The 18,873-nt window shown below is 64.2% G+C and carries 18 protein-coding genes and 1 pseudogene; 9 read left to right on the top strand and 10 right to left on the bottom strand.

The features are described 5' to 3' along the window. Positions 1–2: 2 nt before the first annotated feature. A complete protein-coding gene (locus J4P02_RS20210) occupies positions 3–968 on the top strand; it encodes a FecR domain-containing protein (RefSeq protein ID WP_426193482.1) in 966 nt (321 codons plus the stop codon). Positions 969–1,081: 113 nt separating this feature from the next. After that, positions 1,082–3,442, top strand: coding sequence for a TonB-dependent Fe(3+) dicitrate receptor FecA (fecA, locus tag J4P02_RS20205; protein WP_426193480.1), 2,361 nt, complete (start codon positions 1,082–1,084; stop codon positions 3,440–3,442). 155 nt (positions 3,443–3,597) lie between these two features. Here the strand turns inward: fecA and J4P02_RS20200 are convergent, their stop codons facing one another. Continuing rightward, the gene (locus J4P02_RS20200; RefSeq protein ID WP_426193478.1) at positions 3,598–4,005 is read right to left on the bottom strand and encodes an HPF/RaiA family ribosome-associated protein; all 408 of its coding nucleotides are present in this window, start codon (positions 4,003–4,005) and stop codon (positions 3,598–3,600) included. Positions 4,006–4,218: 213 nt separating this feature from the next. Next, a complete protein-coding gene (locus tag J4P02_RS20195; protein WP_426193476.1) occupies positions 4,219–5,166 on the bottom strand; it encodes a LysR substrate-binding domain-containing protein in 948 nt (315 codons plus the stop codon). Between the two features lie 135 nt (positions 5,167–5,301). Between J4P02_RS20195 and J4P02_RS20190 the strand changes: the two genes are divergently transcribed. From J4P02_RS20190 to J4P02_RS20180, 3 genes are all read left to right on the top strand, one after another. Further along, positions 5,302–6,678 (top strand): L-serine ammonia-lyase, encoded by a 1,377-nt coding sequence (locus J4P02_RS20190; protein WP_426193474.1) that lies wholly within the window; start codon positions 5,302–5,304, stop codon positions 6,676–6,678. A gap of 63 nt (positions 6,679–6,741) precedes the next feature. Beyond that, positions 6,742–8,043: a serine/threonine transporter gene (locus J4P02_RS20185; protein WP_426193472.1), complete on the top strand. Its 1,302-nt coding sequence runs from the start codon at positions 6,742–6,744 to the stop codon at positions 8,041–8,043. Between the two features lie 219 nt (positions 8,044–8,262). Continuing rightward, positions 8,263–8,577 (top strand): DUF3509 domain-containing protein, encoded by a 315-nt coding sequence (locus J4P02_RS20180; protein WP_426193470.1) that lies wholly within the window; start codon positions 8,263–8,265, stop codon positions 8,575–8,577. On the opposite strand, the gene J4P02_RS20175 is transcribed toward J4P02_RS20180, so the two are convergent. After that, positions 8,574–9,074 carry a phosphate-starvation-inducible protein PsiE gene (locus tag J4P02_RS20175; RefSeq protein WP_426193468.1) on the bottom strand — a complete coding sequence of 167 codons (501 nt, stop codon included), beginning with the start codon at positions 9,072–9,074 and terminating at the stop codon, positions 8,574–8,576. The genes J4P02_RS20180 and J4P02_RS20175 overlap by 4 nt on opposite strands. A gap of 321 nt (positions 9,075–9,395) precedes the next feature. On the opposite strand from J4P02_RS20175, the pseudogene J4P02_RS20170 reads away from it, so the two are divergent. Next, a pseudogene (locus J4P02_RS20170) lies at positions 9,396–9,650 on the top strand (YebG family protein); the annotation flags it as partial. 153 nt (positions 9,651–9,803) lie between these two features. On the opposite strand, the gene J4P02_RS20165 reads toward J4P02_RS20170, so the two are convergent. The 3 genes from J4P02_RS20165 to J4P02_RS20155 form a co-directional block, all read right to left on the bottom strand. Beyond that, on the bottom strand, positions 9,804–10,256 hold the full coding sequence (locus tag J4P02_RS20165; protein ID WP_426193466.1) for a hypothetical protein: 453 nt from the start codon (positions 10,254–10,256) through the stop codon (positions 9,804–9,806). Then, a complete protein-coding gene (locus J4P02_RS20160) occupies positions 10,253–10,519 on the bottom strand; it encodes a hypothetical protein (RefSeq protein WP_426193464.1) in 267 nt (88 codons plus the stop codon). The genes J4P02_RS20165 and J4P02_RS20160 overlap by 4 nt, the downstream gene beginning before the upstream one ends. Positions 10,520–10,597: 78 nt before the next feature. Next, positions 10,598–11,617 carry a Leu/Phe/Val dehydrogenase gene (locus J4P02_RS20155; protein WP_426193462.1) on the bottom strand — a complete coding sequence of 340 codons (1,020 nt, stop codon included), beginning with the start codon at positions 11,615–11,617 and terminating at the stop codon, positions 10,598–10,600. Positions 11,618–11,799: 182 nt separating this feature from the next. On the opposite strand from J4P02_RS20155, the gene J4P02_RS20150 reads away from it, so the two are divergent. The 3 genes from J4P02_RS20150 to J4P02_RS20140 all read left to right on the top strand — a co-directional run bounded on the left by J4P02_RS20150 (position 11,800) and on the right by J4P02_RS20140 (position 14,013). Then, positions 11,800–12,603, top strand: a complete 804-nt coding sequence (locus J4P02_RS20150; protein WP_426193460.1) for a SirB1 family protein — start codon at positions 11,800–11,802, stop codon at positions 12,601–12,603. A 73-nt stretch (positions 12,604–12,676) separates the two neighbouring features. Then, positions 12,677–13,489: a class I SAM-dependent methyltransferase gene (locus tag J4P02_RS20145; protein ID WP_426193458.1), complete on the top strand. Its 813-nt coding sequence runs from the start codon at positions 12,677–12,679 to the stop codon at positions 13,487–13,489. A gap of 56 nt (positions 13,490–13,545) precedes the next feature. Continuing rightward, positions 13,546–14,013: a GNAT family N-acetyltransferase gene (locus tag J4P02_RS20140; protein WP_426193456.1), complete on the top strand. Its 468-nt coding sequence runs from the start codon at positions 13,546–13,548 to the stop codon at positions 14,011–14,013. A 12-nt stretch (positions 14,014–14,025) separates the two neighbouring features. Here the strand turns inward: J4P02_RS20140 and J4P02_RS20135 are convergent, their stop codons facing one another. The 4 genes from J4P02_RS20135 to hmgA form a co-directional block, all read right to left on the bottom strand. Then, complete coding sequence (locus J4P02_RS20135; protein WP_426193454.1) at positions 14,026–15,396, bottom strand: MFS transporter; 1,371 nt, start codon at positions 15,394–15,396, stop codon at positions 14,026–14,028. Positions 15,397–15,535: 139 nt separating this feature from the next. Continuing rightward, a complete protein-coding gene (maiA, locus tag J4P02_RS20130; RefSeq protein ID WP_426193452.1) occupies positions 15,536–16,174 on the bottom strand; it encodes a maleylacetoacetate isomerase in 639 nt (212 codons plus the stop codon). Between the two features lie 12 nt (positions 16,175–16,186). Next, positions 16,187–17,491 (bottom strand): fumarylacetoacetase, encoded by a 1,305-nt coding sequence (fahA, locus tag J4P02_RS20125; RefSeq protein ID WP_426193450.1) that lies wholly within the window; start codon positions 17,489–17,491, stop codon positions 16,187–16,189. A gap of 3 nt (positions 17,492–17,494) precedes the next feature. After that, positions 17,495–18,799, bottom strand: coding sequence for a homogentisate 1,2-dioxygenase (gene hmgA / locus J4P02_RS20120; RefSeq protein ID WP_426193448.1), 1,305 nt, complete (start codon positions 18,797–18,799; stop codon positions 17,495–17,497). Positions 18,800–18,873 lie beyond the last annotated feature (74 nt).

Genomic DNA, 18,873 nt, shown 5'->3' with positions numbered 1-18,873 from the left:
CAATGAATTCCCCGTTCAATCAGCAGCCCGACTTCAGCAACCCAGTGGCCGAACAAGCGGTGCACTGGCTGATCGAAATGCAGGGCGGGCCGCTGAGCCCGCGCCAGCAGCAGGCCTGGCAGCAATGGCATGACGCCCACAGCGAACACCAGCGGGCCTGGGAACATATCCAGCGGGTCAACCAGCGCTTGCGTGGTTTGTCTTCGCCGCTGGCCCACGCCGCCTTGAATGCACCGAAATCCACCAGCCGGCGCCAGGCCCTGAAGCTGTTGCTGATTCTGGGCGCCGGCTCGGCCATGGCCTGGGGCCTGCGCGAGCACAACCCGCTGCCGCCGCTGCTGGCGGACTACCGCAGCGCCCTGGGGCAGCGGCGCCAGTTGCAGTTGAGTGACGGCAGCCAGTTGCAGCTCAACACCAGCAGCGCGGTGGATGTGCGCTTCGATGGCCAGCAGCGGCTGATCCGCCTGCTGGAAGGCGAGATCATGCTCAGCGTCGCCAAGGATGCGCGGCCGCTGCTGGTGCAGAGTGCGCAGGGGCTGCTACGGCCCGACGCCGCACGCTTGAACCTGCGCCAGTTCCGAGACCGCAGCCAGCTGGCGGTGTTTTCCGGCAGCGTGGAGCTGACCCCGAGCCACTACAGCGCCACGCCGCCGAGGATTGGCGCCGGGCAGCAGGTGGATTTCAGCAGCAACAACTGGCAGGCGCCACGGCCCCTGGATACCGGCAGCGGTGCCTGGAGCGAAGGCATGCTGGTGGCGGCGCATATGCGCCTGGCGGACTTCCTCGACGAGTTGGGCCGCTACCGTCGGGGCCAACTGCACTGCGATGCACAGGTGGCGGACCTGCTGATATCCGGCAGCTATCCCCTGGACGACAGCGAACGGATTCTCGACTTGCTGGAGATCAGCCTGCCGGTGCGGGTACGGCGCTTTACCCGCTATTGGGTCAATGTCCAGGCACGGGCCTGAATGCCGTCGTTGCGTCGGTCGAATTATTTTTCATTTTCAGTGAGCCGTTTTTCCAGGCTCGGGTGACAGAGAAGGAAAGCCACCTTGATTCCCCCTTCTCAGGATCGCCGTTCATGACCCAGCACCCCACCCGCCTCACGCCCCTGGCTCGCACCCTGCGCCACTTGCTGCTGGGCGCCAGCCTGAGCCTGGTCAGCCTGCCAACGCTGCACGCCGCCGAAGCCGATGCCCAGCGTTATCAGATTGCACCCTCCAGCCTGGAAAACGCCCTGAACCAGTTCGGGCGTGAATCCGGGGTGCTGATTTCCTTTGGTTCCCAGGTCACCAGCGGCTTGCAGAGCCGGGGCCTGGAAGGCAGCTACAGCCCGGAACAGGGCCTGCAAACCCTGCTGCAAGGCACCGGCCTGCAAGCCCGGGCCGAGGGCAACAAGGCCTTCAGCCTGCAACCGGCCAGCCCGCAAACAGCCCCGGCGGCGCTGCACCTGGAAACCTCCAGCGTGGTCGGCGACTGGCTCGGCGACGCCCAGCAGAGCGATGTGTTCGAGCACCCGGGGGCCCGGGACGTGATCCGCCGGGAAGAGTTCGAACGCCAGGGTGCGACCCAGGCCCGGGATGTGCTCAACCGCATTCCCGGGGTCAACGCACCGGAGAACAACGGCACCGGCAGCCATGACATGGCGCTGAACTTCGGCATCCGTGGCCTCAACCCACGCCTGGCCTCGCGCTCCACGGTGCTGATGGACGGCATTCCGGTGCCTTTTGCGCCTTATGGCCAGCCACAGCTGTCGTTCGCCCCGATCAGCATGGGCAATATGGATGCGGTGGACGTGGTACGTGGCGGCGGCGCCGTGCGCTACGGCCCGCAGAACGTTGGCGGCATCGTCAACTTCGTGACCAGGGCGATCCCCGATGCGCCCACGGTCAAGGGTGGGTTCCAGACTGAAACCAGCCCGTCCTCCAGCCATGACGGTTTCAAGACCACCGGCAACCTGCTGGCCGGTGGCACCAATGCCAACGGCCTGGGCGGCGCCCTGCTGTATTCCGGCACCCGCGGCGGTGACTGGCGCGAGCACAGCGACACGCAGATCGACGACCTGATTCTCAAGGGCAAGTACCAGCTCGACGACGCCAACAGCTTCAATGCCATGGCCCAGTACTACGAAGGCGAGGCGGATATGCCCGGCGGCCTGAACGTGGCGAACTACAAGGCCGACCCGTATCAGTCGACCCGCCCCTACGACAAGTTCTGGGGCCGCCGGACTATGTTCAATGTCGGCTATCGCTACCAGGAGGATCGCCGTGAATTCACCGTCAACAGCTTCTTCACCAAGACCCTGCGCAGCGGCTACCTGAACCAGGGCAGCTTCCTTTCCCTGTCGCCTCGCGAGTACTGGGTGCGCGGCCTGGAAAGCCGTTTCGCCCAGGGCTTCGACCTCGGCCAGAGCAGCCACGAAGTCGGGGTCGGCTATCGCTATATCAACGAAGCCGGGCATGAGCTGCGCTATCGCACGCCACTGACCGCCAACCAGCAACTGCCCACCACCAGCAGCCGCAACGACCGCGACACCCGCGGCGGCACCGAGGCCCATGCATTCTTCGTCGACGACCGGATCGACATCGGCAAATGGACCCTGACCCCGGGCATCCGCTACGAGATGATCGAGTCGCAACAAAGCAACAACCTGAGCAACGTCAAGTACAAGGGCGACTACAACACCGCGCTGCCGGCGTTGAATGTGCTGTACCACCTCAATGAACGCTGGAACCTCTACGCCAATACCGAAGGCTCCTTCGGCAGCGTGCAGTACAGCCAGATGCCCAATCGCGTGGCCAGTGGCGAAGTCAAACCGGAAAAGGCCCGCACCTGGGAAATGGGCACCCGCTATGACAACGGCAGCCTGCGGGCGGAGATCGGTGCCTTCCTGATCAACTTCGACAACCAGTACGACAGCAACCAGACCAACGACACGGTGATCGCCCGCGGCGAAACCCGCCACCAGGGCATCGAGAGCAGCATCAACTACGCCCTGGACGGCCTCGATCCGGCGCTGGCGGGCTTCGATGTCTACGCCACCTACGCCTATGTCGACGCCCGCATTCGCGAAGACGGGCCGAACAAGGGCAATCGCGTGCCTTTCTCTTCCAAGCACAAGGGCACCCTGGGGGTGAGCTACACCGAAGGCCCATGGAAGCTCAACTTCGACAGCAGCTACCAGAGCAGCCAGTTCGCCGACAACGCCAACACCTCGCGTGAAAGCGCCGACGGCAGCAACGGCCGGATTCCCGGCTACATGCTGTTCAGCACCCGCGCCGGCTATGACTTCGGCCCGCAGCTGTCGGACCTGAATGTGGCGGTGGGGGTGAAGAACCTCTTCAACCACCAGTACTTCACCCGCTCCTTCGACGACAACAACAAGGGCAAGTACGTGGGCGAGCCGCGCACGCTGTATGTGCAGACTTCCGTGGCCTTCTGACGGTTTTCCCTATAACTGCTCGTGGCGAGGGAGCTTGCTCCCGCTCGGCTGCAAGGCAGCCGCAAGCCCTGCATCCCGAAATGACCTGCTACTGGCGACACAAAAAAAACGGGCCTGCAATGCAGGCCCGTTTCTTTGCGGGTTACGCGTGGCCGTCAGCTATTGAGCGCGGCTTGCTGGTTCTCCAGGAATTCTTCTTCGAGCAGGGCATCCGCCTCGGTGCCATCGGCGCTGGGCACGGCGGCTACACGTTTGCCGCGCAGTTTGCCGAACATATGCCCCAGGGCACTTTCCAGCTTGATGGTGGCGCCATCAAGAGCCTGTTCCAGGGTATCGGCCTTGTGGGTCACAGAAATCGGCTGGTGGCCTTTAGGCCGGGCTTCCAGCTGGCAGCGCATGTCATCGGGCCCGGACTTGCCGCCGTTCTCGTCCCGCAGGTGGACCACCACCCGGGTCAGGTCTTCCTCGTAGCGTTCGAGCGTGCTCTCAACGGTGCTGCGCACCCACTCCTCCATCCGAAGGCTGCTTTGAATATGGTTATCGCTATGGACTTGGATTTGCATAGTTCTTCCCTTATTTCAGCTTGCTCGTAAGAGGGTCAAGGCAGTGTGTTGCAACCTGCGTTTCGTGACCTCTTGGTTACACAATTAGGCACGGCGGCGAACATTTCAACCCCTAAAAAAAGATAAATATTCATATGCAAATAAACCCGGACAAAGGCCAAAAGCGCTGTTAATGTCGGGAGTTAGCTCGCTTCGGGTTGCCTACCCAAGCCCTCACAACTGCCCCTCTCCCAAGGGGTGCAGACCGCGAAAGATTTCCGCTTCCTCCACCAGCCAGTCATGCACCGCGCGCACTCCCGGATGGCTCAGGGCGCCCGGCGCATAGAGCAGTACATAGCGCTTGTGATTGGGCACCGCGAGGCCAAAGGGCACCATCAGGGTGCCGCGTTCGAGCTCGTCGTTGAGCAGGGTGCGCCGGGCGATTGCCACCCCCATGCCGGCGATCGCCGCTTCGATAGTCAGGTGGTTGCGGTTGAAGGTATGACCGCGCCGCACATCGGCGCCTTCGAAACCTATGGCATTGAGGTAGAACTCCCATTCGGCGTACTCATAGCTGCCGCGCCAGGCGGTGATGTCGTGCAGCAACGGGAAGTGCGCCAGGTCCGCCGGGCCATGCAGGGGCGGCCGCCCGCGCAGCAGGCTCGGCGCGCAGACCGGGAAGATCTGCTCATCCAGCAAGGCAGTGGATTGCAGCCCGGGGTAGCTGCCGTCGTTAAGGTCGATGGCCAGGTCGAAGTCGCCCTCGTGCAGGGCCACGCTGCTGTCCTCTGCCACCAGGCGCAACTGGATCTCCGGGTAACGCTGTTGCAGGCGCGGCAGGCGCGGAGTCAGCCACTTGCCGAGAAACGAAGGAATCGAGCGCAGGCGCAAGGTGCCGCTGATCATCCCGGCATCCAGGCGCCGCAGTTCGGCATCGATGCTGCCATAGGCTTCGCTCACCGTCTGGGCCAGGCGCTGCCCCTCGGCGCTGAGTTCGACGCCCCGCGGTCGGCGGTGAAACAGGCGCAACCCCAGGCGCTCTTCCAACTGGCGGATCTGCTGGCTGACCGCCCCCGGGGTGATGTGCAGCTCTTCGGCACAGCGGGTGAAGGACAGGTGCCGCGCGGCACAGGAAAACACATGCAGCCAGACATAGGTCTGGGCATGAAATTGACGGCTCATCGTTTAGTCCTGCTAAAGGATCTCTTAGGAAGTTTCGTTGGTCAGTGCTGACCGAGACGGGCAGTATCGCCGACATTGCGCTTGGCCTACAAAAAATGGCAGCGATCCACCTTCCATTGCTTGTAAGGCTTTAGCATGGCTATCAGTGTTTTCGATCTCTTCAAAGTCGGTATCGGCCCTTCCAGTTCCCACACCGTGGGCCCGATGCGCGCCGCCGCAACCTTCGCCCAGGCGCTGTTCGAGCAAGGCCTGGAGCCTCGGGTACGACGGGTGGAAATCCGCCTCTACGGCTCCCTCTCCGCCACCGGCATCGGCCACGCCAGCGACCGCGCCAGCGTCATGGGGCTGATGGGCGAATGGCCAGACAGCATCGACCCTTCCAGCATCGAGCCACGCATCCAGCAACTGCGCGACAGCGGCGAACTGCTGCTGGGCGGTCGCACGGCCATCGCCTTCGACTGGTACCAGGACTTGCTGCTGCTGGACGAAAGCCTGCCCTACCACCCCAACGCCATGTCCCTGACCGCCTTCGATGAACAGGCGCCGCTGCTGGAGCAGACCTACTACTCGGTCGGTGGCGGCTTCATTGTCGAGGCGGCCCAGGTCGCGGCCGGCGCCGAATCCGCTGCCAGTGTCGAACTGCCCTACGAATTCAACAGCGCGGCCCAGCTGCTGGCCCTGTGCAAGCAGCACAAGCTGCGGGTGGGCGAACTGATGCTGGCCAACGAACGGGCCTGGCGCAGTGACGCGGAAATTCGCAGCGGCCTGCTGCATATCTGGTCGGTGATGCGCGAATGCGTGGAGCAGGGCCTGCGCCATGAAGGCACCCTGCCCGGCGGCCTCGGCGTGCCACGGCGGGCGGCCAAGCTGCACCGCAACCTGCTGGAGATCGGCAAGCCCAACGTCATCACCTCGACCCTCTCGGCCATGGAGTGGGTCAACCTCTATGCCCTGGCGGTGAACGAGGAAAACGCCGCCGGCGGGCGCATGGTCACCGCCCCCACCAATGGCGCGGCGGGGATCATTCCGGCGGTGCTGCACTACTACATGAAATTCAACCCGCAAGCCTGTGACGACGACGTGGTGAACTTTTTCCTTGGCGCCGCGGCGGTGGGCATCCTGTGCAAGAAGAACGCATCGATCTCCGGCGCTGAAGTGGGTTGCCAGGGCGAAGTGGGCTCGGCCTGCGCCATGGCCGCCGCCGGCCTGGCGGAGGTGCTCGGCGCCACCCCCGAGCAACTGGAGAACGCCGCCGAGATCGGCCTGGAGCACAACCTCGGGCTGACCTGCGACCCAGTGGGCGGCCTGGTGCAGGTGCCCTGCATCGAGCGCAACGCGATTGCCGCGGTGAAGGCGATCAACGCCACCCAGATGGCCCTGCGCGGCAATGGCCAGCACTTCATTTCCCTGGACCGGGTGATCCGCACCATGCGCGATACCGGCGCCGACATGCACGACAAATACAAAGAGACTTCACGGGGCGGCCTGGCGGTGAGCTGGGTGGAATGCTGAGGAGCCTTCCCTGACCGTCCGTAACACGTGAGCCCGAGCAAGAATAATAACGAGGCGATACCGATGACCGATGTACCGACACCTGCTGCCGAAAACCCTGCTGTAGCCACACCCCGCGACACCACCAGCGCTCACCAGGGCTGGAGCAAGCACGACACCACCTGGATGCTCGCCCTGTTTGGCACCGCCATCGGCGCCGGCACCCTGTTCCTGCCGATCAACGCCGGGGTCGGGGGCTTCTGGCCGCTGATCGTGCTGGCGCTGCTGGCCTTCCCCATGACCTTCTTCGCCCACCGCGGCCTGACTCGCTTCGTGCTTTCCGGGCGTTCCGGGGACATCACCGAAGTGGTGGAAGAACACTTCGGGGTTGGCGCCGGCAAGCTGATCACCCTGCTCTACTTCTTCGCCATCTTCCCGATCCTGCTGGTGTACAGCGTGGCCCTGACCAACACCCTGGGCAATTTCATGGAGCACCAGTTGCACATGACTCCGCCGCCCCGGGCCCTGCTGTCGCTGCTGCTGATCCTCGGCCTGATGGCCATTGTGCGCTGCGGCCAGGGGGTGATAGTGCGGGCCATGAGCCTGCTGGTCTATCCCTTCGTCGCCTCGCTGTTACTGCTGGCCCTGAGCCTGATCCCCAACTGGAACGGCGCCTTCTTCGCCTCGGCCGGTGAAGGCATGTCCCTGTCGCTGTTCTTCAAGACCCTGTGGCTGGCGATTCCGGTGATGGTGTTCTCCTTCAACCATTCGCCGATCATCTCGGCCTTCGCCCTGGACCAGAAGCGCCAGTACGGTGCCCAGGCCGAGCGCAAGAGCAGCGGCATCCTGGCCACTGCCCACGGCATGATGGTGTTGACGGTGATGTTCTTCTGCTTCAGCTGCGTGCTGGCCCTGTCGCCGGCCGACCTGGTGGCGGCCAAGGAGCAGAACATCTCGATCCTGTCGTACCTGGCCAACCACTTCCAGACCCCGGTGATCGCCTATGCCGCGCCGCTGATTGCCCTGGTGGCCATTACCAAGTCGTTCCTCGGCCACTACATCGGCGCCAGCGAAGGTTTCCAGGGGCTGATCGTGAAAAGCCTGCGCGGCCGCGGCCGCTCGCTGTCGTCGAGCCGGCTGGAGAAGATCACCGCGCTGTTCATGATCCTCAGCTGCTGGGCGGTGGCCACCTTGAACCCGGGCATCCTCACCATGATCGAGACCCTGGGCGGCCCGGTGATCGCCTGCCTGCTGTTCCTGATGCCGATGTACGCTGTGGCGCGGGTGCCTTCGCTGCGCCAGTACTCGGGCCAGTTGTCGAACCTGTTCGTGGTGCTGGTCGGCCTGATCGCACTCTCGGCGATCATTTATTCGTTCCTGCCCTGAAACGGCACACGCCCAAAAAAGCGGACCCTGGTGGTCCGCTTTTTTTATCCCCGGATTCATTGTCCCGCGCGCTTGCGGGCATGGCCCTTGCTTCGTCCAGGCCGGGGGACACGGACGTTGGCACCCTCGGCGAACGGCCGGCCGGTGGTCCGCAGGCGCGAACTTATGCCACCTGCGACCGGTCAATCACTGCACGATCCCATCAGGCGGTAGCCCATCATGGACAATCCATTGCAATTGATCAGCGACACCTTCGGCGCGGATTACCAGGTCAACCTGAGCATCCAGGGCCTGGACGGCAGCATCATGCTGACCCTGTCCCAGGCCGGCCGGGTGGTGGCCAAGCGGATGATCAGCGCGGCCCAGCGCAGCGACCCGCAGCGTATCCGGCGCCTGGTGCAGAGCATCCAGTTCGGCATCGCCATCGAGCAGGGGCACAGCGCCGTGGCCATTCTCCAGGCCATGACCAACGGCGACCTGGCGCTGCCGCCATCCGCCGGCCGGCAGCCCGGGCCGTCCTCCCTGAGGTTCTAGAGCTCGCCTTTTTCCACTTCCGGATGCTCGCCGGACCCCACGCCGGTCTTGCGTTGCGGGTGCTCGATCTTCACTGAGGGGAACTGCGACGAGGCGTAGCGCACCACCAGAATGGCGAAGGCCAGCAACAGGATGCCGCCGCACAGGTAGATGATCCCCAGGTCCGGCGGGTTGTGGTGCGAGACGTTGGAAATCAGCAACCGGGTCAGGGCAGTGATCGCCACGTAGATCAGGAAGCGCACCGGCATATGGTTGGTCTTGAAGTAGATGCCGACCATCGCCCCCAATTCCAGGTAGATGAACAGCAGCAGGATGTCATCGATCTTGATGTGCCCGGCCTCGATCATCTGCAAAAATTCCATCACCGCCGCCCAGGCGGTGACCGCACCAATGGCGAACAGCGCCAGGTAGTGGAACGACTCGACAAACAGGTTGCCCAGGGATTCCGCCAGTTGGTGGACGTTCTGCCGCAGGTTCTCGGCCCAATTGATTTTCACTGTGGTACTTCCTTAGGTCGGTTCGACCGGATGATGCGGATTGGACGTGACGGTTGTTCTGCATGCAGAAAAAAGGCCAGGGGCCATCTGTAAGATGGCCACCACTCATAACGAGGCACGCCCTGGCGGAGGAGCCGGCTTGCCGGCGACAGGGCCCTTGAGCCTTGCAGCGCCCTGCACGGGCGGATGCTACGGGAAAAAAAATTCCGTCTACATTAAAAAGCCACTATTCAAGGGAAAAGGTTTCGCCTATTCTCTTTACCTGTATATAAATACAGTATCTGTACCGACCCATTATCGTGAAGGCATGTGAGGTGGTGAATGGCCGTCGAAGTGGTATACCGCAGCAGCCGAGATCTGGAGCGCTTGTTCATGGATAAAGCCGAAGCTGACCGTCATGACAAAATGCTCGAACTGGCCGAGCTGCTCTCTGAAGTGTTGCAAAAGGCCGTACCGTCGCTGACCGAACAGCAGGTGGAAGAAGCCGGGATCTACATGGCGAAGAATCGCGAAGTGTTCGCCAGGGCGTTCAAGAGCCAGCCGGATGCGCTGTCCGAACTGCTCAGCACCCCGGCTCCCGCAGTGCAGGCCGTTGCCGCCGAGCAACCCGCTGACGTTGCGCAAGAGGCTGCAGTAGAGGCGCCGATCAAGCCGGCGAAAGCGGCCAAGGCCGCGAAATAATCTGCACGCAAATTGAATAAGCCCCGGGTCCATGGCCCGGGGCTTTTTTCATCTCTGCCCTGGGAGAAATGCTGCTGATGCAGTGGCCGCCACGTGCAACCTGGGCAACTCGATCAGGTTGCCACGCAGCATGCCGGTGATCTTGCGCACAAAGATCAGCGGCCCATCCGTCGAGCCGCCATACAGGTCGACAATGCCCACCTCGACAGCACTCTCGACGAGGGTCGAGAACGCCTCGATATCGTCAGGCGAGATCAACGCCACAAGGTCCTGCGGCCAATCATCCCCTCGGCCATTCAATGCCAGCAACGCCCCAGCCCTGTCCCACGCCGGTAAACCACCCTGTTGCGGATAGTCCTTGAGGTGCCTGATCAAGTCAGCCACAGCAGGGTGGCGAATACCTTTCCCTGCGCAGTAAGCCTCCAGGCAGGCCGCTGCGTATAACTGCAAATCCCTGGTTGAGCCTTCGCTCAGTCCCTCGTGCGGATCGGCCACTGTCATCGCTCGCCCCCCCACACCCTGCAACCTTCGGAACAGTACCCGGATGCGATATCCATGGCTTCCAGCACAGAGTCTTCAAGCCCTTCCGATGCACCCAGCCTGAGCCCTGCCAAAAAGTTGTACACCGCCTGCGCCGAAAAGCCCCGGTCCCGGTACTGCACCAGCAGATTGCGCACCGACTCAATACCCGCACCGGCCAGCAACAGGCACGACAACTGTTTGTCCAGCTCGGTATCCAGCGTTTCAAGCATGGTCGAATTCATTCCCTGTCCATTGGGCCTGTCAGCAAATGGGCTCAGCGGCCCCTTCTCGGGCCGAGATACTACAGGGGCCATAAATGCCTAGCGATACAGCACTCGCTCTGCCAGCTCATCGGCAACCCGTGCTGGGGAGCGTTTTTCCGCCTGGGCGTGGGCGAAGATCTCGGTCAGGCGCAGGCTGATCTTCGCCAGGTGGGCCGTGATCACCGGCAGCTCTTCGTTGCGATGCTTGAGGGAGACATAAATCAGCCCCCCGGAGTTGATCACGTAGTCGGGCGCGTAGAGGATGCCGCGCCGCTCCAGTTGATCGGCCACTTGCAAGTTGGTCAGTTGATTGTTGGCCGAGCCGGCCACCGCCGAGCAGCGCAGCTGGGCCACGCTGAGGCTGTTGAGCACGGCGCCCAGGCCGCAGGGGGCGAGGATGTCGCAGGGGGTGCTGAGCAACGAGTCGTTGGCGACCGGATGAGCCCCCAGTTGCTCCATGGCCAGTTGCACCTTGCCGGCGTCGATATCGCTGACCAGCAATTCGGCACCGGCGGCGTGCAGTTGTTCGGCCAGGGAATAACCGACATTGCCCAGGCCCTGGATCGCCACGCGCAAGCCTTCCAGATTGTCGCTGCCCAGGCGCGCCATGGCGGTGCTGCGAATGCCGGCGAATACCCCCATGGCAGTGTGCGGCGAAGGGTCGCCGGCGGCGGTGGTGCTGGTGACGTAGCGGGTCTGCTGGGCGATGCAGTCCATGTCGGCCACCGAGGTGCCGCTGTCGATGGCCGCGATGTAGCGGCCGTCCAGTTGCTCGATGCAACGGCCAAAGGCCTCGAACAGCGCGGCGCGGCTTTCCACATGGGGCGGACGGATGATCACCGCGGTGCCGCCGCCTTGCGCCAAGCCCGCCAGGGCCGCCTTGTAGCTCATGCCCTGGGCCAGACGCGCCGCATCTTCCACGGCACTGGTGGTGTCGGGGTAGGCAAGGTAACGGCACCCCCCCAGGGCGGGCCCCAGGCGATTGTTGTGGATGGCGATCACGGCCTTCAACCCGGTGCTGGGGTCGACGCTGAGGTGCAGCGATTCAAGGCGGGTGCTGTGCATGAGAGCGAACATCGACGGGCTCCCGAATCACTTCTTGTAGCCGCCAGTATAGGCTTGCGCCTGAAATTTGCTGCGCCACGCTGGAATAAGCGCGGAGCCCTTCCAGTGTTTGGGAAATAACCTGTGACCACCTGCGTCAGCACTGGACGAAGCGGCGCCACGGCGCTAAAACGAGGCATCCGCCGGAGGTTGAAATGAACCCGCGCCAAGCTTTCTTCGCCTGTCTGCAGCGCTCGCCGCCCGCTTTGCTGGAGGCAGCGCTGTGGATCGCCGCCGAGCATGAGCCGCGGCTGCAACCCGAGCGCGTGCTGGAAGATTTCAAGGATATCCAACTGCAGATCGCCAGCAGCTTGCCCCATCTGCCGGCGAACGAGCTGGGCCAGCCGTTGCTGCGGCGGATGAACGACCTGGGTTTCCAGCAGGACGAACACCTGCCCCTGCGCCCCCAGGCGGCGCTGATGGACAAGGTGCTGGAACTGCGCCGTGGCCAGCCCCTGGCCCTGGCATTGATTGCCCTGGAATTGGCGCAACGCCTGAGTATTCCCCTGGTGGGGGTGAACTTCCCCGGGCACTTCCTGCTGCGGGTGCCCGGCGCCGACCATCTGCTGGACCCCTGTGGCGGTCGCCGGCTCTACCCCAACGACTGCCGGGAACTGCTGCAACGCCAGTACGGCGCCCACCTCAAGCTCAACGCCGAGCACCTGGCAATTGCCGAGCCGGCGCAGATGTTCCAACGCCTGTCGCGCAACCTGCGGCAGCTGCACCAGTCCTACGACAATCACCTGGGCGCCCTGATCAACGCCGAGCGGGTGCTGGAGCTGGGCAACGGCAACGCCGCCGACTACCTGGCCCGAGCCAGCCTCTACCAGCACCTGGAATGCCCAAACGCCGAACGCTTCGATCTGGAGCACGCACTGCTGCTCAGCGACGACCCGATCCAGCGCCTGCGCCTGACCGAGCGCCTGGGGCATCTGCCGCCCAATCACGTGGTGCACTGACCCCCAGGGCGCTCCCGCGCCGCCCGTGCAACAATGCCCGCCGCCCACCTGTCTGCTGCAAGGATGAAAAAGCATGAACAGTGCCGAACGCTTTCTCCAGGATTTCCACCAGCGCCGCCCCGGCACCACCCCGCCGGCCTTTGCCGAGTTGCGCCTGGCGGGACGCGGTTGCTCCTACGACATGCTGGCAGCCACACTCGATGCCCTGCGACCTGATGCTCGGGTACTGGACCTGGGTTGCGGCGACGGTTTCCTGCTCGAGCGGCTGGCCAGGCAGCACCCCAGAGCCCAGTTGCTCGGCGTCGATATGAGCGCTACCGAACTGCAGGCCGCGCAGCGTCGCCTGGCGGGCCGAGGCCTGCTGCTTGAGGAGCGGGCGCAATCCCTGTCCCTCGCCAGCGCCAGCATCGATGCGGTGCTTTCCCACTTGGCACTAATGCTCATGAGCGATATCGATCAGGTTCTGCAGGAGATTCATCGGGTGCTGGTCCCGGGCGGCCGGCTGTCAGCAGTGGTCGGGCGGGAATTCCTCCTCGGGGAACTGGGCCAGCATTACCTGCAAGTATTCCGTGCGGCTGCCCGGCGCGACCAACTGGCCCACCTGCCCCTGGTAGACCCACGGGCGCAGTCGGAGCGTGGCTGGCGGGAGCTGTTGAGCCAGCACTTCACCGGGCTGCACTTCGAGGAGTTGGACCTGCCCTGGACGCCGACCTTCGAGGAACTATGGAACTCCCTGGGAGACACCTACGACCTGGATCGACTGACGCCGGCCAATCAACGCCTGATGAAAAATGAATTGCACGACGCCACAGAGCATCTGCAAGCATCCGACGGCACCCTGTCGACCGGCTGGGGGCTGCTGCTGATCCAGGCCAGGGCCGTATGACAACCCCGCCAGAACTCTGGCAGGATGGGCGGCTAACACCAAGGAACGGGTACCCAATGCTCATCAGAAAAGCTCAGGCCGGCGACGCACAGCGGGTCTTCGACATTCGCAACCAGGCCATCCTTCATCAGTGCAGCGGCCACTACCCCGCCGCCGACCTGCAAGTCTGGACCGCCGGCAGCCTGGGGGACTACTTCATCGAGGTGCTGGAACAGACCGGGCATGTGGCGGTGGTCGAAGGCCAGGTCAGGGCCAGCGGCATGCTCGACCTGGCGTCGGGCCAGGTCGACGCGGTGTTCGTCGATCCGGCCTGCATGGGCCAAGGCCTCGGCCGGCAGATGATGAGCTACCTCGAGCAGCAAGCCCTGCAAGCCGGCCTGTCGCACCTGATTCTGGACTCGACCCTGAACGCCGCGGACTTCTATCGCCATTGCGGCTTTGTCGGTGAGCGCATCGCCCAGTACCAGTCGCCCCGGGGCCTGACCCTGGCCTGCGTGCCGATGATCAAGCACCTGGCACGCTGACCCGGAACCCGGTCAGGGCTTGAGTGGCGCCTGCAGTTGCGGTTCTGTTGCTGCACTGTCCGCAGGCGCCTGCGACGGTGCCCTTACCTGGATAATCAGCAACGCCGCCAGCAGGGCCGGAATCGCGCAGAAGAAGAAAATCTGCTGCACCGGAATATGCATCGCCAGCAGCAGGCTGCCGAACAGCGGGCCGAGGATCGAACCGAAGCGCCCCACCCCTAGCGCCCAGCCGGTGCCGGTGGCGCGCACCTGGGCCGGGTAGAAGTTGCTGGCGAAAGCATTCAGGGTCAGTTGCCCGCCGATGATGCAGAAGCCCGCGGCAAACACGAACAGCACCAGGTAGCGCGGATTGTCGTGGTTCAGCCCCAGCAGCACGGTGCACAGCGCGGCGCCCGTGAGCACCGCCGCCAGCAGGCGCACCTTGCGCTGCAGGCGATCGGCGATCCAGGCCATGCAGATCGCCCCCAGGGTGCCGGCAAACAGGAACATCGAGGTCACCAGGTTGGCCTGTTTCAAGGCCAGGCCGCTTTCCAGCAGCAGGCTCGGCAGCCAGCTGATCATGAAATACAGCAGGATCAGGCTGACGAAAAAAGTCGACCAGATCAGCAGCGTCGGGCGCGCATAACCCTGGCGGAACAGTTCCAGTACCGTGAACTGGCTAGTGGACTGCTGCTCGCTGGCCTCCAGGGTTGCCGCCGGTGGCTGCCAATCTGGGAGCATCTGTGCGCTGACCTTGCGCAGCCGTGCATAGGGCGGCGCATCCCGCAGTAGGCGTGGCAGGGATTCGGGCAAGCGCCAGAGCAGGAAGGGAAACAGCAGCAGCGGTGTCACCCCTCCGGCGAGGAATACTGCCTCCCAACCGAAGCGATCGATAAAACCAGCGGCCACAAAACCACCGGCAGCACCGCCGAACGAGAAACCGCAGGCCGCCAGGGTCACCATCAGGGTGCGCAGGCGCGGCGGCGAGTATTCGGACATCAGCGCCATGGCGCTGGGCATCGCCCCGCCCATGCCGATGCCGCAGATAAACCGCGCGGCCATCAGGCTGTTCAGGGAAGTGGCGAACACCATCAGCAGGGTCAGGCTGGCGTAGATCAGCACGCAGCACAGCAAGATACGGCGCACGCCGAAGCGGTCGGCCAGGGGCGTCACCAGCAGCGAGCCCAGGGTCAGGCCCAGCAGGTTGGCGCTGAACACCGGGCCGAAGGCGGATTTCTCCAGGCCCCAGTCCTGGGCCAGGGCCGGCACCACATAACCCAGCACCTGGGCGTCGTAGCCGTCGGTGACCAACAGCAAGGCGAGTAGCAGCAGGAGCAACCACTGATAGCGGGACACGGGGCGGGCGTCGAGCGCCGCGCGAAAGCTGGCAATCTGATTGTGCATCGCAAGTACCTGTTCGATTTTTTATGGTTATGCGCAGCGCTATTGCACCGGTCACCCGGGGTGACCGCTCAGGCCCCGTTGCGGGGCGCTGTTGATGCAGATGCAACGCTGCCCCGGGAACCGGGGCAGCGCAGCGGGGTCAGGCCGGAGTGTCGGGCTGGTTGGCCGGGTGCGCCGCCTGGAACGCCGGATGGGCGGCCGCCAGGGCGGCCACACGACGAATCCGCGGGTAGTCTTCGAGCGACACCTTGAAGCGTTCGGCGGCATACAGCTGGGGAATCAGGAACACATCCGCCAGGCCCGGCTCTGCGCCAAAGCAGAAACCTTCATCACCGATCAGTTGCTCCAGGGCGGCCAGGCCCTGGCTGATCCAGTGATCGATCCACACCAGCAACTGCGCCTCTTCATGCCCCCATTCACGCAGCAGGTTCTGGGTGCTGGAGTTGTGCAGCGGATGCACGTCGCAACCGATGATCGCCGCCACCGCCCGTTGCCGGGCGCGGCCGATCAAGTCCTCGGGCAGCAACGGTGCCTGTGGATAACGCTCTTCCAGGTACTCGATGATCGCCAGCGACTGGATCAGCAGCTCGCCTTCCTCGGTACGCAGCGCCGGCACCCGGCCCTGAGGGTTGATGCTCAGGTATTCCGGCTGGCGGTTGGCGCCGCCCTTGGGCACCAGCAGATTGACCGGGATGGCTTCGTAGCCCAGGCCCTTGAGGGCCAGGGCGATGCGCACCCGGTAGGACGCGGTGGAACGGTAGTAGGTATAGAGCTGCATCAGGCGCTCCTCTTAGCGGGCCGGCTGCACAGTGCCGCGGCATTCGCCGAAGCCGATGGACGCGAAACCTTCACGGCGGCAACGCCCGCGCAGGATGATCTCGTCGCCGTCTTCAAGGAACTTGCGCACCTCGCCGGACGCCAGTTCGATCGGTTTCTTGCCGCCCTCGGTGATCTCCAGCAGGCTGCCGAACTGGTCGCTTTGCGGGCCGGACAAGGTGCCCGAGCCGAACAGGTCGCCGGCCTGCAACTGGCAGCCGTTGACGCTGTGGTGTGCCACCATCTGGGCCACGGTCCAGTACATGTACTGGGTGTTGCTCAGGGTCAGGCGGTACGCCGGCAGGCCCTGCTCGCGCATGGCCTGGGTGATCAGCAGCACTTCCAGCTCGATATCGAAACCGCCAGCGGCCTGGTCGCGCTTGTCCAGCAGGTAGGGCAGCGGTTGCGGGTCGCCTTCAGGGCGCGGCGGCTGGGCGCGGCGGAAGGGTTCCAGGGCTTCGGCAGTCACCACCCAGGGCGAAATGCTGGTGATGAAACTCTTGGACAGGAACGGCCCCAGCGGCTGGTATTCCCAGGCCTGGATATCCCGCGCCGACCAGTCGTTGAGCAGGCAGAAACCGGCAATATGCTCGGCGGCGTCGCCAATCGCGATGGGTTCGCCCAGCTGATTGCCCTGGCCGATCCAGATGCCCAGTTCCAGCTCGTAGTCCAGGCGTGCGCAGGGGCCGAAGGTCGGCTCAGTCTGCCCGGCCGGCAAGGTCTGGCCCTTGGGCCGGCGCACCTCGGTACCGGAGGTACGGATGGTCGAGGCACGGCCGTGGTAGCCGATTGGCACGTACTTGTAGTTGGGCAGCAGCGGGTTGTCGGGGCGGAACAGCTTGCCGACGTTCTGCGCGTGCTCGATGCCCACGTAGAAGTCGGTGTAGTCGTTGATCTTCGCCGGCAGGTGCATCTGGCAGTCCGCCGCCAGCGGCAGCAGTTGCGCACCCTGGGCCTCGATCTTGCCGCGCAGGCTGCTGCCTTCGCCCAGCAGTTCCAGCAGGCGTTCACGCAGGGCTACCCGCGCCGGGCGCCCCAGTTCGAAGAAGGCATTGAGCTGGCCACCACGGGCCGCCTCCACCGCGGCCTGGGCCGGGCCTTCGAACAGGCCGGCGGCCAGCGCCGCTTCCAGGTCGAGAATGTGCTCGCCAATGGCCACGCCGCTGCGCGGTGCCGAGCCCTGGCTGCTGAAGACACCCAGGGGCAGGTTCTGCAACGGGAAGTCGGGGTGACCGTTGGCAGACTCGACCCAACTGCGGGTGATGGTGGGCAAGGTCATGAATTATCTCCGATTCGGGTTGAAGGTGACGGGCAGCGAAGCCCAGCAAGCATCGTAGTCGTTCTGCAGCTCCGGGCACTCCAGGGCGAACTGGCTGGGACGCAGCACCTGGCTGGTCTCGAACATGAAGGCCATGGTCTGGTCGATCTTCGCCGGTTGCAGCTCGACGTTGATCGCCTTGGTGCAGGTCTCGCCGTCCGGGCCATGGGCGCTCATGCAGCTGTGCAACGAGGCACCGCCGGGCAGGAAGCCTTCGGCCTTGGCGTCGTAGGCGCCCTGGATCAGGCCCATGAACTCATTCATCAGGTTGCGGTGGAACCATGGTGGACGGAAGGTGTTCTCGGCCACCATCCAGCGCGGCGGGAAGATCACGAAGTCGAGGTTAGCCATGCCCGGCACGCTGGTGGGCGAAGTGAGCACGGTGAAGATCGACGGGTCCGGATGGTCGTAGCTGACGGTGCCGATGGTGTTGAAACGGCGCAGGTCATATTTGTAGGGCACGTTGTTGCCGTGCCAGGCCACCACGTTCAGCGGCGAATGGTCGAGCTCGCAGCCCCAGAGCTCGCCCAGGTACTTCTGCACCAGGCGGGTGGGTTGGCGCAGGTCTTCGTAGTGGGCCACCGGGGCGAGGAAATCCCGCGGGTTGGCCAGGCCGTTGCTGCCAATCGGCCCGAGGTCCGGCAGGCGCAGCGGTGCACCGTGGTTCTCGGCGACATAACCACGGGCCTGCGGGTCCAGCAGTTCGATACGGAATTTCAGGCCCCGGGGCAGCACGGCAATTTCCAGCGGCTCCAGGTCGAGGATGCCCAGCTCGGTGACGATCCGCAGGCGACCCAGCTCCGGCACCAGGAGCATTTCCCCGTCGGCATTGAACAACACTCGCTCCATGGAGCGGTTGGCGCGGTAGTGGTAGACGCTGATACCGGCCGGCTTCTGCGCCGGGGAGTTGGCCACCATGGCCACCAGGCCGTCGATGAAATCGGTGGGCTCGCTGGGCATGGCCAGGGGGTTCCAGCGCAGCCGGTTAGGGGTGACCTCGCCCAGCGGGCCGCCCGCCAGTTGGCGCGCCAGCTTGGTGAACGCCGGGTGCTTGGCCGAGGGCTGGATACGGTACATCCAGGTGCGCCGGGATTCGCTGCGGATCATAGTGAAGGCGGTGCCGGAAAACAGTTCGGCATACAGGCCGTAAGGGGCTTTTTGCGGAGAGTTCTGGCCGACCGGCAGTGCGCCTGGCAGGGCTTCGCTGGCAAATTCATTGTCGAAGCCGGATTGGTAGCTGAGGGCCGACGCCGAGGAATCGAGGTTCATGGAGCCTCCTGGAAGTTGGAGTAGGCAGGGGCCCACCACTCCTTCACAAGAGTTATCGGCACGCCTGGGTTATT

The organism is Pseudomonas sp. NFXW11, from assembly GCF_049887815.1.
GTDB lineage: Bacteria > Pseudomonadota > Gammaproteobacteria > Pseudomonadales > Pseudomonadaceae > Aquipseudomonas.
This window is presented reverse-complemented; position numbering and strand designations above follow the sequence as displayed.

Coding starts and splice junctions, on each gene's coding strand:
- maiA (WP_426193452.1), bottom strand. CDS start 16,174: ATGCAGCTCTATACCTACTACCGTTCCACCGCGTCCTACCGGGTGCGC.
- J4P02_RS20160 (WP_426193464.1), bottom strand. CDS start 10,519: ATGAATTCGACCATGCTTGAAACGCTGGATACCGAGCTGGACAAACAG.
- J4P02_RS20210 (WP_426193482.1), top strand. CDS start 3: ATGAATTCCCCGTTCAATCAGCAGCCCGACTTCAGCAACCCAGTGGCC.
- J4P02_RS20150 (WP_426193460.1), top strand. CDS start 11,800: ATGAACCCGCGCCAAGCTTTCTTCGCCTGTCTGCAGCGCTCGCCGCCC.
- J4P02_RS20185 (WP_426193472.1), top strand. CDS start 6,742: ATGACCGATGTACCGACACCTGCTGCCGAAAACCCTGCTGTAGCCACA.
- J4P02_RS20165 (WP_426193466.1), bottom strand. CDS start 10,256: ATGACAGTGGCCGATCCGCACGAGGGACTGAGCGAAGGCTCAACCAGG.
- J4P02_RS20155 (WP_426193462.1), bottom strand. CDS start 11,617: ATGTTCGCTCTCATGCACAGCACCCGCCTTGAATCGCTGCACCTCAGC.
- J4P02_RS20140 (WP_426193456.1), top strand. CDS start 13,546: ATGCTCATCAGAAAAGCTCAGGCCGGCGACGCACAGCGGGTCTTCGAC.
- J4P02_RS20145 (WP_426193458.1), top strand. CDS start 12,677: ATGAACAGTGCCGAACGCTTTCTCCAGGATTTCCACCAGCGCCGCCCC.
- J4P02_RS20200 (WP_426193478.1), bottom strand. CDS start 4,005: ATGCAAATCCAAGTCCATAGCGATAACCATATTCAAAGCAGCCTTCGG.
- J4P02_RS20135 (WP_426193454.1), bottom strand. CDS start 15,396: ATGCACAATCAGATTGCCAGCTTTCGCGCGGCGCTCGACGCCCGCCCC.
- J4P02_RS20180 (WP_426193470.1), top strand. CDS start 8,263: ATGGACAATCCATTGCAATTGATCAGCGACACCTTCGGCGCGGATTAC.
- fecA (WP_426193480.1), top strand. CDS start 1,082: ATGACCCAGCACCCCACCCGCCTCACGCCCCTGGCTCGCACCCTGCGC.
- fahA (WP_426193450.1), bottom strand. CDS start 17,491: ATGACCTTGCCCACCATCACCCGCAGTTGGGTCGAGTCTGCCAACGGT.
- hmgA (WP_426193448.1), bottom strand. CDS start 18,799: ATGAACCTCGATTCCTCGGCGTCGGCCCTCAGCTACCAATCCGGCTTC.
- J4P02_RS20190 (WP_426193474.1), top strand. CDS start 5,302: ATGGCTATCAGTGTTTTCGATCTCTTCAAAGTCGGTATCGGCCCTTCC.
- J4P02_RS20195 (WP_426193476.1), bottom strand. CDS start 5,166: ATGAGCCGTCAATTTCATGCCCAGACCTATGTCTGGCTGCATGTGTTT.